We start from the raw sequence: 11,978 nt of genomic DNA, 5'->3' as shown, positions 1-11,978 counted from the left end.
CCGGCCCACGCGGTCAGCCGGCCCACGCGGTCAGCCGGCCCACGCAGTCAGTTGGCCTGGCGCTGGCGGGGCACCTGGGCCTCGGGCCAGAGGCCCGGGGGCAGCTCGTCGAGCGGCCGATCGGCCGGGGGCAGTTGGGCCGCGGCGGCCCGGGGCAGGGTGAACCGGTCGGCGGCGGCCGGACCAGCCGAGATCGACTCGCGCAGCATCCAGCGCACCTCGTCGGCCGTCCAGCCCAGCCCCGGCCGAGCGGCGATCTCGCGAACCAACCGCCGGCCGACCCGGGTGTCGTCGTCGTAGAAGCGCATGCACCAGTGGTGTGTCCACATGCCGAGCGCCCGCAGGCCCGCGTCGTCCAGCGAGCCGGCCAACCGGCCGCAGGCGGTGTCGGCGAAAGCCTGCTCGGGGTCGGTCGCCCGGTCCCGGTCGATGGCGCCGCGGGCGGCGGGCGCGACGGCCCGCATCCGGCGGTAGAAGGACTGCGCCACCGCGCGGGGCAGCGGTGGGAATGTGCCCGGTGTCGACGCCGCCGCCCAACCCGCCACGCTCGCCATTCGCCGCACCCCTTCTTGAGTTGGTGGCCGGACGTTACCCGTCACGACCGACACTTCCGGGCCGGAGAAATCCGTCGGATCGTGGATAGCGACGATGACCTGGGGCGTCTGTATGGGTGACAACGAAACGGGGGTGGTGGGTGGACGAGGACGAGCGGGCTCGGCTGGCCGAGTTCGTCGCCAGCCGGACGCCGGCCCTGATGCGGGTCGCGTACCTGTTGACCGGGGACCGCACCGCCGCCGAGGACCTGTTCCAGTCGGCGCTGGCACGAACCATCCCGAAGTGGGGATCCATCCGGCACGCCGATCCCGAGGGGTATCTCCGTGTGGTGATGTACCGCGAGCAGGTCAGCTGGTGGCGACGACTGCGCCGTTGGCGGGAGACGCCGCTCAACCCGGCGGACGAACCGGTCGGCGCCGACCCGAGCGGCGGCTCCGACGTCCGGTTGGCGATGCGCGCCGCGCTGCGCCACCTGCCACCGGCACAGCGGACGGTGGTGGTCCTGCGCTACTACGAGGATCTGCCCGAAGCCCGGGTGGCCGAGCTGCTCGGCTGTTCCGTGGGCACGGTACGCAGCCGTAGCCACCGGGCGGTCACGCGCCTGCGCGAGCTGCTGCCGGAGGTCGAAATGCTGGAGGTACGGCGATGACCGATCCCTTCGAGCACCTCATCCGCTCCACCCTCACCGACCTCGCCGAGGAGGCACCGATCGTGCATGACCAGTTGAACCGAGCGGAACGGCGGGTACGCAACCGGCGCCGCGCCACAGTGACGATGGGGGCGGTCGGCACCCTCGCGGCGATCCTGATCGCCACCCCGCTCGCTCTCGCCTCGTCCGGTTCGGAGGAGGCTCCACCGGCCGCCCCCAGCCCGGCGGCTCCGGCGGCGGTGCCCGACCCGCCCGCGCCGACAGTGGCGCCGACGGCCGTACCAAGCCCTGGCGGCGGGAAACAGGACCCGTTCACGCGGAGGGACGCGCCCGGGGTGCCCGGCAAACCTGGTGCGACTGGTGATACCCCTGGTGCCTCCGGTGCGCCCGGTGCGCCCGGTGCGCCCGGTGAGCCAGCGGTGCCCGGTGAGCCAGCGGTGCCCGGTGAGCCAGGGGTGCCGGGGGTGCCCGGTGAGCCGGGGGTGCCCGGTGAGCCGGGGGTGCCCGGTGAGCCGGGGGTGCCCGGTGCTCCCGGTGACCCGTCGCCGCTGAACCCACCCGGCGTGCCGAGCAGCAGATGAGCACATCGACTGTGTCGCGCTGAGCAGAACCGGTCGGGCCGGCGGCCCCCCGCCCGGCCTGACCGGCCAGCCTCCGGCGGCAGCGCTGGAGCGAGGTGGCGGGCCGACCGGAGATACCGGTCACCTCCAGGCGGACTTCCCCGCACCGGCGAGCGCCGCGCGCCCCCGCGAACAGCGGACACCGGCCCACCGGGTTTGCCGAGGCCGGCAAGCCTGCCCATCCTTGGGCCATGACCGATCCCGGACACCCGACGGGCGACCTGCGGCGGCGACGATGAGCACCACCATGCCCCGGGTGCCCACCTCACTCGCCGGGCAGATCGTCACACCAGGAGACCGCCGGTACGCGCAACTGCGCTCCACGTACACCACCACGGCGTCGCCGGCCGCCGTCCTGCTGCCGAAGACCACCGCGCAGGTGACCGACGCGCTGCGCTACGCGCGGGAGCAGCGGCTGCCGATCGCCGTCCGCAGCGGCGGGCACGGCTTCTCCGGGGCCTCCTCCAACAACGGTGGTGTGGTCATCGACCTGTCCATGCTCAACCGGGTGCAGGTGCTCGACGAGCGCGCCGGGCTGGTCCGGGTCGAGGCCGGTGCCCGCTGGGCGAACGTCGCGAAGGCGTTGGCACCGTACGGCCTGGTGATCAGCTCGGGTGACTACGGGGGCGTCGGCGTCGGCGGCCTGGCCACCGGCGGCGGTGTGGGCTGGCTGGTCCGCGCCCACGGCCTCACCCTCGACCGCGTCCGCGCGGTCGAGGTGGTGCTCGCCGACGGGACGCTGGTCCGCGCGGACGCCGCGCACGAGCCGGAACTGTTCTGGCTGGTCCGGGGTGCCGGAGCTGGTGCGGGGATCGTGGTGGCCTTCGAGATCGAGGCGGTCGAGCAGCGCAACGTCGGCGTGACGCAGCTGGTCGTCGAGGCGCATCCGGACGGGCGCACCATCCGGGAGTGGACGGCCTACCTCGCGCAGGCCCCCCGGGAGTTGTCCGCGGCGGCCGTGGTGTTCGCGGAGGGCCGCTCGGCCCTCATGTCCATCACCGCCGTGGTGGCCGCCGAGAGCCTGCGCCGCGCCCGGCCCGCGGTGGAGCCGCTGCTCGCCATCGGCAAGGTGCTCGAACACCGCACCGACCTGCTGGCCTACCCGACCCTGGTGCCGACCGCGCACCTGAACCCCAACGTCGGGCAGCAGCGCGGCACCACCACAAACGGTCTGTTCACCGGGCTGGACGACGCCGGCGCGCGCGCCGTGCAGCGGGCGGTGACCGGGCCGGGGCGGGCCGTGGTCCAGCTCCGCTCGCTGGGAGGCGCGGTCAACGACGTGGCACCCGACGCGACCGCGTACGCCCATCGCCACCAGGACACACTGGTCATCGCCTCGGTCTTCCCACCACAGGGTGGGGCGGCGTTGGACGCCGCCTGGCGGACCGTCGGAGCGCGAGCCGACGGCGCGTACGTCAACTTCGAGAGCCGACCCGGCCCGGCCGCGTTCGCCCGGATCTACCCGGGCGAGACCGGGGTCCGGGTGCGGCGGCTGTGGAAGCGGTACGACCCGGACGGCGTCTTCCGGTCGGCCCTGCTGACCGGTCAGCCCCACGGCACCATCCAGCCGAGCCGGTCCGGCCAGCCGCACCGCGCCGCCCAGCCCACCGGGTCCGGTCAACCCACCGGGTCCGGTCAGCCGCATCGACGACGCCGCCGCCCCCGTTGACGGGGCCCCTGCTCACCGGCACACCAAGGTCCGATTCCCGCCAGCCGACGGCGGGTCGAGCGGGGCATCATCTGTGACATGGAGCTGGACTTCGAGCGGTGTTACCGGGCCGTGGACAGTCGTGACCAGCGGTTCGACGGCTGGTTCTACACCGGCGTGACGTCCACCGGCATCTACTGCCGGCCGTCCTGCCCTGCGATCACACCCAAGCGGCAGAACGTCCGGTTCTTTCCGTCCGCCGCCGCCGCGCAGGGTGTCGGGCTGCGCGCCTGCCGCCGCTGCCGGCCGGACGCCGCGCCGGGCTCACCCCTGTGGGACGTCCGCGCGGACGTGGTCGGCCGGGCGATGCGGCTGATCGCCGACGGCGTGGTCGACCGGGACGGCGTACCCGGGTTGGCCTCCCGGCTGGGCTACACCGAGCGGCACCTGCACCGGATGCTGAGCGCCGAGATGGGTGCCGGACCGCTCGCGCTGGCCCGTGCCCAGCGGGCACAGACCGCCCGGATCCTGATCGAGACCACCGACCTCGGGATGGCTGAGATCGCGTTCGCGGCCGGCTTCGGCAGTGTCCGGCAGTTCAACGACACGCTCCGCGAGGTGTACGCGAGCGCCCCGTCCGACCTGCGGACGGCGCGCGGCGGTCAGCGGACGCCGGCCGGTGCGGGGACCCTCGCGCTCCGGCTGGCGTACCGTCCGCCGCTGCACGCCCAGGCGCTACTGGACTTCTTCGCGGTGCGGGCGCTGCCCGGTGTGGACGAGGTCCGCGAGGGGACGTACCACCGGGGTCTGCGGTTGCCCCACGGCACCGGCGAGGTGGCGCTGACCCCGGCGGCCGGGCACGTGGCGGCGACGCTGCGGTTGACCGACCTGCGCGACCTGGCACCCGCGGTGGCCCGGTGTCGCCGGCTGCTCGACCTGGACGCGGACCCGACTGCCATCGACGCGACGCTCGCCGCCGACCCGGCGCTCGCCCCCGCGGTCGCCGCCGAACCCGGCATCCGGGTGCCCCGGGCGGTCGACGGCTTCGAGATGGCCGTCCGCGCCATCATCGGCCAACAGGTCTCGGTGGCGGCCGCCCAGAAGACCCTCACCCGCCTCCTCGCCCACCGAGCCGATCATGAGGTTGACGAGACCGAGCCAGGGCTGCGGGGGTTCCTGAGCGCGGAGGAGGTGTTGGCCGTCCCGGACGTGGGGTTCGGGATGCCGGTGGGGCGGCGGGAGACCGTGCGCGGGCTGGCACGGGCGGTGGTCGACGGGTCGGTGGACCTGGCGGCCGGGGTGGATCGGGAGGAGGCCGTTCGCGGGCTGCTCGCGCTGCCCGGCATCGGCCCGTGGACCGCCAACTACCTGGCCATGCGCGCCTTCGGCGACCCGGACATCCTGCTCAGCACCGACCTCGCGGTCCGGCGCGGCGCCGCCGCCCTCGGCCTGCCCGACAGCCCGACAACCCTCGACGGGTACGCCGACCGTTGGCGTCCCTGGCGGTCCTACGCAACGATGAGACTCTGGAGAGCGGCATGAGCATCGACAGCACCGTACTCAGCACGCCAGCCGGCCCGTTGAGCATCCTCGCCGGCCCGGACGGCGACGTACGGGCGGCGGGCTTCACCCCGGACCCGGCGGCGCTGCTGCCCCTGATCCACCCGACCCTGCGGGCGCCGCTGCGCCAACGGGCCGACCTCGGTCCGGTCACCGCGGCGGTCCACTCCTACCTGGACGGTGACCTCGACGCCATCGACGCGGTGCCGGTCCGTCAGCGCACCGGCGGGGAGTTCATGGCGCACGCCTGGCAGGTGCTGCGCGAGGTGCCGCCCGGCACCCCGGTCACCTACACCGGGTACGCCGCGCTGGCCGGTCGACCACCGGCGGTGCGGGCCGCCGCGGCTGCCTGCGCTCGGAACGCGGCGGCACTGTTCGTGCCCTGCCACCGGGTGCTGCGTACCGATGGCACGCTCGGTGGCTACCGCTGGGGGCTGGACGTGAAGAGGTGGCTTCTCGGTCATGAGCGGCGCCTGACAGCAAGCTGACACCGGCGTCGTCTGCCATTGACGCTACCGTCTGGTATGCCTGTGGAAAGCGACGGCAACCCGGCCAGCCGGGTTGCCGCGCCCCGGCACCCACTGCACAACCTCTGGCGGCTGCGCCCCTACCTTCGTCCGTACGCCGCCGAGTTCGCCTGGCTGCTCGTCGCGGGCCTCGCGGGCACGGCGGCCGGGATCGCCGTACCGCTGGTGGTGCAGCGGGTGGTGGACGGGCCGGTGGCCCAGCACGAACCGGGCGGGCTGTTCCAACTCGGCGGCCTGGCGCTGCTGCTCGGCGTGGTCGAGGCGGTGCTCATCTTCATCCGCCGGTGGGTGCAGTCCTCCTCGGCGGTGGGCATGGAGGCGGCGCTACGCGCCGACGTCTACGCCCACCTGCAACGGTTGCCGACCAGCTTCCACGACCGCTGGCAGTCCGGCCAGCTGCTCTCCAGGATCACCAGCGACCTGTCGGTGATCCGCCGGTTCCTCTCCTTCGGCGTGTTCTTCCTGGTGCTCAACGTGACCACCTACGTGGTCGTGGTCGTGCTGCTTGTCAACCTGCATCCGATGCTCGGTGCGCTGGTCGCGGCCAGCTCGGTGCCGCTGCTGCTGATCAGCCGCCGGTTCGGGCGGCACTACCATGCCGCGTCCCGGCGGATGCAGGACCAGCAGGGCGACGTGGCGACCCTGGTCGAGGAGACCGCGCAGGGCCTGCGCACCATGAAGGCGTACGGCCGGGGGCCGGAGCTGGCTGCCCGCTTCGGCGTCGGGGCCCAGCGGCTGCACGACACGGGCGTCGGCAAGGCGCGGCTGCTGGCCAACACCTCGGCGTTGCTCGACCTGGTGCCCAACGTGACACTGGGCGTGGTGCTGGTGGCCGGTGCGGCCGCCGCCGCGAAGGGCACGCTCACCATCGGCGGGCTTGTCGCGTTCGTCAGCCTCCAACTGATGCTCATCTGGCCGGTGCAGTCACTGGGGTGGATCATCGCCAACGGTCAGGAGGCCGCCACCGCCGCCGACCGGCTCCAGGAGGTGCTGGACACCCCACCCCAGATCGTGGATGCCCCCGGCGCGCTCGCGCTGCCCCGCGACGCCGTGCACGGTCAGCTCCGCATCGAACGGGTCTCGTTCAGCTACCCGGGCGCCACCGCACCGGTGCTGCGCGAGATCGACCTGGTCATCGAGCCGGGTGAGACGCTCGCCCTGGTCGGCGCCACCGGCTCCGGCAAGAGCACGCTGCTCTCGCTGGTGCCCCGGCTGCACGAGGTGACCGCCGGCCGGATCACCCTGGACGGGTACGACCTGCGCGAACTACGGCTGGCCTCGCTGCGCCGACTGGTCGGGGTGGCGTTCGAGGAGCCCACGCTCTTCTCCATGTCGGTGCGGGAGAACCTCACCCTGGGGCACCCGGACGCCGGCGACGACGACGTCCGCGCGGCCCTCGCGCTGGCCCAGGCCGGCTTCGCGTACGAGCTGCCGTGGGGGTTGGCCACCCGGGTCGGTGAGCAGGGGATTTCCCTCTCCGGCGGGCAACGTCAGCGGCTCGCGTTGGCGCGGGCCGTGCTCGGCCGACCGGCGGTGCTGGTGCTCGACGACCCGCTGTCCGCTCTCGACGTGCACACCGAGGCGCTGGTCGAGGCGGCACTGCGACAGGTCCTGCGCGACAGCACCGCGCTGCTGGTGGTGCACCGGCCGTCGACGATCGCCCTGGCCGACCGGGTCGCCCTGCTCGAAGACGGGCGGATCACCGCGGTGGGCCGGCACTCCGACCTGCTGGCCACCGTTCCGGCGTACCGGGCGCTGCTGGCCGCCGACCCACCCCCCGGGCATCCACCGACGGCGGAAGCCGCCGACCCGAGCCCGTTCCCCTCCGACGGGTGGGGGCTGGTGCGCTCGTGACAGTGCCGAAGCAGGCCGAACCACCGCCCGAGGAGGAACCGGAACTGGCCCGCTGGCGCGGGACCGCCACGGACCCGGAGGCGGACCGGAGCCGAGCCGAGGACACCGCACCCGAGGCGGTGGCCCGGCTGCGCCGGCTCAGCCGGGCCCTGCTCGCCGACCAGCTCCGACCACACCGGGGACGACTCGCCGCCGCGGTCGGCCTGCTGCTGACCCAGAACGCCGCCGCGATGGCCGGCCCGTACCTGGTCATGATCGGCATCGACCGGGCCATCGCGCCGCTGCGCGCCGGCGACGCCGGCCCGCTGGTCGCCGTCGCCGGGGCGTTCGTGGTCGCCTCGCTGACCGAGTACGCGGCCCGGCGCGGGTTCCTCACCCTCTCCGCCCGGATCGGCCAGGCCGTCCTGCTCGACCTGCGGCAGCGGGTGTTCGGGCACTTCCTGCGGCTCTCCGTGGGCTTCCACGAGCGGTACACCTCGGGCCGGATGGTCTCCCGGCTCACCAGTGACCTGGACTCGATCGCCGAACTGGTCGACGGTGGGATCGACAACCTGGTGATGGCCGGGCTGTCGATGCTGTCGGTGGCCGCCATCCTGCTCTGGCTCGACCAGCCGCTGGCCGCCGTGACGCTGCTCGCCTTCCCGTTCCTGTTCTTCCTCTCCCGCTGGTTCGCCCGGTCGTCGGCCAGCGCGTACCGGCGGACCCGGGACGCGGTCGCGCTGGTCATCGTGCACTTCGTCGAGTCGATGCGGGGCATCCGGGCGGTGCAGGCGTTCCGCCGGGAGCCGCGCAACCAACGGATCTTCGTGGCGCTCGGCGACGACTACCGACGGACCAGCCTGCACGCGTTCCGACTGATCGCCACGTACTCGCCGGCGATCAAGCTGATCGGCAACGTCACAGTGGCGGCGGTGCTCTGCTACGGCGGGTGGCGGGTGCTCGACGGACAGACCGAGGTCGGCGTGCTCGCCGCGTTCCTGCTCTACCTGCGTCGCTTCTTCGAGCCGATGCAGGAGCTGAGCCAGTTCTACAACTCCCTCCAGTCGGCCACCGCGGCGCTGGAGAAGCTGGCCGGGGTGCTCGACGAACGGCCCGCCGTCGCCGAGCCGGCCCGCCCCACACCGCTGCCGACCGGGCCCGGTCGCGGTCAGTTGACCTTCCGGGCGGTTTCCTTCGGTTACCGTGCCGACACCCCGATCCTCGGCGGGCTGGAGCTGACCGTGTCGGCCGGACAGACGGTGGCGCTGATCGGGCCGACCGGCGCGGGCAAGTCGACAATCGCCAAACTGGTCGCCCGGTTCCACGACCCGGACACCGGCGCCGTCCGGCTCGACGGGGTCGACCTGCGCGAGGTGAGCGACGCCGACCTGCGCCGTGCCGTGGTGTTGGTGACGCAGGAGAACCACCTGTTCAGTGGGACCGTCGCGGAGAACATCCGGTTCGGTCGCCCGAGCGCGGACGACGAAACGGTCCAGGCCGCGGCGCGGGCGATCGGCGCGCACGACTTCATCGCCGCCCTGCCCGAGGGGTACGCCACCCAGGTGCACCGCCGTGGCGGCCGGCTCTCCGCCGGGCAGCGCCAACTTGTCGCGTTCGCGCGGGCGTTCCTGGCCGACCCGACCGTGCTGATCCTCGACGAGGCGACGTCGTCGCTGGACGTGCCGACCGAACGGCTGGTGCAGCGGGCGCTCGGCACCATCCTGCGCGATCGCACCGCGCTGGTGATCGCGCACCGACTCTCCACGGTGGAGATCGCCGACCGGGTGCTCGTCCTCGACGACGGGAAGGTCGTCGAGGACGGCCCACCCGCCGTGCTGGCCGAGGCCGGCGGCCGGTACGCGGCCCTGCACCGGCAGTGGCGCGACTCGCTGATCTGAACCAGCGATCCGCAACTACGTGGCCCGACCCTCCGGCGGTGCCTACGATCGCATGATGACCGATACGGCGAGGACGGCCCGCGCCGGCGTCCCCGAGCGTCCCACCCTGGACGGGCTCGAGGAGAGCTGGGCACGCCACTGGCAGGAGGAGGGCACGTACGCGTTCGACCGCTCGAAACAGCGGAGGGACGTGTACGCGATCGACACCCCGCCGCCGACCGTATCGGGCGAACTGCACATGGGGCACGTGTTCTCGTACACGCACACCGACATCGTCGCGCGGTACCAGCGGATGCGCGGCAAGACGGTGTTCTACCCGATGGGCTGGGACGACAACGGCCTACCCACCGAGCGCCGCGTGCAGAACGTCTACGGGGTGCGCTGCGACCCGGCGCTGGCGTACGACCCGGTGTGGCGGCCACCGGCGACTCCGGTCGACGACGCGGCCCGCCGCGACCCCACCCCGCTCTCCCGGCGCAACTTCATCGAGCTGTGCGAACGGCTGACGGTCATCGACGAGCAGGCCTTCGAGTCGCTGTGGCGACGGCTCGGGCTCTCGGTGGACTGGTCGTTGACCTACACGACGATCGGCCGGATCGCCCGGACCACCAGTCAGCGGGCGTTCGTGCGCAACCTGCTGCGCGGCGAGGCGTACCAGTCGGAGGCGCCGACGCTCTGGGACGTCGGCTTCGCCACCGCCGTCGCCCAGGCGGAGTTGGAGGACCGGGAGCGCCCCGGCGCCTACCACCGGCTGCGGTTCGCCGGGCCGGACGGGCGCGAGGTGCAGATCGACACCACCCGACCGGAGCTGTTGCCCGCCTGTGTGGCGTTGGTCTGTCACCCCGACGACGAGCGGTACGCCGACCTCGTGGGCACGACAGTGCGCAGCCCGCTGTTCGACGTCGAGGTGCCGGTGCACGCCCACCCGCTCGCCGAACCGGGCAAGGGCACCGGCATCGCGATGGTCTGCACGTTCGGCGACCTGAGCGACGTGACCTGGTGGCGGGATCTCGAACTCGACACCCGGGTGGTCATCGGCCGCGACGGGCGGCTGCTTCCGGAGCCGCCGGCCGGGGTGCCGGCACAGCCGTACGCGGCGCTGGCCGGGCAGACCGTCAACGGCGCCCGGCGGGAGATCGTCGGGATGCTGGCCGACGCGGGTGACCTGATCGGCGAGCCACGCCCGATCACCCATCCGGTCAAGTTCTACGAGCGCGGCGACCGCCCACTGGAGATCGTCTCGACTCGACAGTGGTATCTCCGCAACGGGGGCCGGGACGCCAACCTGCGGGCCACGCTGCTGGCCCGGGGCGGGGAGCTGCACTGGGTGCCGGCGCACATGAAGCACCGCTACGACAACTGGGTGGGCGGCCTGACCGGAGACTGGCTGGTCAGTCGGCAGCGCTTCTTCGGGGTGCCGGTGCCGGTGTGGTACCGGCTCGACAGCACTGGCGAGCCGGACTGGTCCCACCCTCTCACGGCGGACGAGTCCGCGCTGCCAGTCGACCCATCCAGTGACCCGGCGCCCGGGTACGACGAGTCGCAGCGTGGCCAACCGGGCGGTTTCATCGGTGACCCGGACGTGCTGGACACCTGGGCCACCTCGTCGCTGACCCCGCAGATCGTCGGTGGCTGGGAGACCGACCCGGAGCTGTTCGCGCAGGTCTTTCCGATGAACCTCCGCCCGCAGGGGCAGGAGATCATCCGGACCTGGCTCTTCGACACAGTGGTCCGTTCGCACTTCGAGCACGGGGTGCTGCCCTGGCGGGACACCGTGCTCTCGGGCTGGATCCTCGACCCGGACCGCAAGAAGATGGCCAAGTCCAAGGGCAACGTGGTCACCCCGCTGGCCCTGTTGGAGCAGCACGGCTCGGACGCGGTGCGCTACTGGGCGGCCAGCGGCAAGCCCGGCATGGACCTGGCCTTCGACCCGGCGCAGATCAAGATCGGCCGCCGGCTGGCCACCAAACTGCTCAACGCGTCCAAGTTCGCGCTGGGGCTGGGGGCGGCGGACGCGCTGCGTGCCCCGTACGACAACTCCAGCTCGGCGCGTCTGACGCCGCGCCGCGACCTGGAGCTGTCGGCAACCACCCCACTGGACCGGGCCATGCTCGCCGAGCTGACCACCGTGGTCACCGCCGCGAGCACCGCCCTCGACGCGTACGACCACACTGCCGCGTTGCAGGCGACCGAGGCGTTCTTCTGGCGGTTCTGCGACGACTACATCGAGTTGGTGAAGGAGCGGGCGTACGGCACCGGCGCGGGCGCCGACTCGGCGCGGGCGGCGCTGGCCTCGGCACTCTCGGTGCAGCTACGACTGTTCGCCCCGGTGCTGCCCTACGTGACCGAGGAAATCTGGTCGTGGTGGCGGTACGGTTCGGTGCACCGCGCGCCGTGGCCCACCACCCACGAGGTGGCCCGGTCGATCGAGGGATCGGGTGACCCGGCGCTGCTGCGGCTCGCCGGCGACGCGTTGAGCCAGGTGCGGCGGGCCAAGTCGGAGCGAAAGCTGTCGATGAGGGCGGAGGTGCCGCTGGCCGAGGCGCTCGGCCCGGCGGCCCTTCTGGAGCAGCTCACCCTGGTCGCCGACGACCTACGGGCGGCCGGCCGGATCGGCAAACTCGACCTGCTCCCCGACCGCACCCCGGAACTCGTCATCGCCTGCGCCTTCTGACCCGCGTCCGCCGC

9 protein-coding genes are annotated in these 11,978 nt (G+C 73.2%); 8 read left to right on the top strand and 1 reads right to left on the bottom strand.

Translation table 11 applies throughout. From position 1 onward, the window contains the following. Nucleotides 1-47 precede the first annotated feature (47 nt). Nucleotides 48-554, bottom strand: a complete 507-nt coding sequence (locus ABZU25_RS18845; protein WP_355030630.1) for a hypothetical protein — start codon at nucleotides 552-554, stop codon at nucleotides 48-50. A 140-nt stretch (nucleotides 555-694) separates the two neighbouring features. Between ABZU25_RS18845 and ABZU25_RS18840 the strand changes: the two genes are divergently transcribed. From ABZU25_RS18840 to valS, 8 genes are all read left to right on the top strand, one after another. Further along, on the top strand, nucleotides 695-1,204 hold the full coding sequence (locus ABZU25_RS18840; RefSeq protein ID WP_355030629.1) for a SigE family RNA polymerase sigma factor: 510 nt from the start codon (nucleotides 695-697) through the stop codon (nucleotides 1,202-1,204). Beyond that, on the top strand, nucleotides 1,201-1,785 hold the full coding sequence (locus tag ABZU25_RS18835) for a collagen-like protein (RefSeq protein ID WP_355030628.1): 585 nt from the start codon (nucleotides 1,201-1,203) through the stop codon (nucleotides 1,783-1,785). The genes ABZU25_RS18840 and ABZU25_RS18835 overlap by 4 nt, the downstream gene beginning before the upstream one ends. A 274-nt stretch (nucleotides 1,786-2,059) precedes the next feature. Further along, nucleotides 2,060-3,493, top strand: coding sequence for an FAD-binding oxidoreductase (locus ABZU25_RS18830; RefSeq protein ID WP_355030627.1), 1,434 nt, complete (start codon nucleotides 2,060-2,062; stop codon nucleotides 3,491-3,493). Nucleotides 3,494-3,571: 78 nt separating this feature from the next. Continuing rightward, a complete protein-coding gene (locus tag ABZU25_RS18825) occupies nucleotides 3,572-5,014 on the top strand; it encodes an AlkA N-terminal domain-containing protein (RefSeq protein WP_355030626.1) in 1,443 nt (480 codons plus the stop codon). Then, complete coding sequence (locus tag ABZU25_RS18820) at nucleotides 5,011-5,520, top strand: methylated-DNA--[protein]-cysteine S-methyltransferase (protein ID WP_355030625.1); 510 nt, start codon at nucleotides 5,011-5,013, stop codon at nucleotides 5,518-5,520. Before ABZU25_RS18825 ends, ABZU25_RS18820 begins: the two co-directional genes overlap by 4 nt. A 36-nt stretch (nucleotides 5,521-5,556) precedes the next feature. Continuing rightward, the gene (locus tag ABZU25_RS18815; RefSeq protein ID WP_355030624.1) at nucleotides 5,557-7,413 is read left to right on the top strand and encodes an ABC transporter ATP-binding protein; all 1,857 of its coding nucleotides are present in this window, start codon (nucleotides 5,557-5,559) and stop codon (nucleotides 7,411-7,413) included. Further along, entirely contained in the window at nucleotides 7,410-9,290 is a 1,881-nt protein-coding gene (locus ABZU25_RS18810) for an ABC transporter ATP-binding protein (protein ID WP_355030623.1), read from the top strand. The genes ABZU25_RS18815 and ABZU25_RS18810 overlap by 4 nt, the downstream gene beginning before the upstream one ends. Nucleotides 9,291-9,345: 55 nt before the next feature. After that, complete coding sequence (gene valS, locus ABZU25_RS18805; RefSeq protein WP_355030622.1) at nucleotides 9,346-11,964, top strand: valine--tRNA ligase; 2,619 nt, start codon at nucleotides 9,346-9,348, stop codon at nucleotides 11,962-11,964. Nucleotides 11,965-11,978: the final 14 nt, after the last annotated feature.

Origin of the sequence: Micromonospora sp. NPDC005215, assembly GCF_040607915.1 — a bacterium.
Lineage (GTDB): Bacteria > Actinomycetota > Actinomycetes > Mycobacteriales > Micromonosporaceae > Micromonospora.
This window is presented reverse-complemented; position numbering and strand designations above follow the sequence as displayed.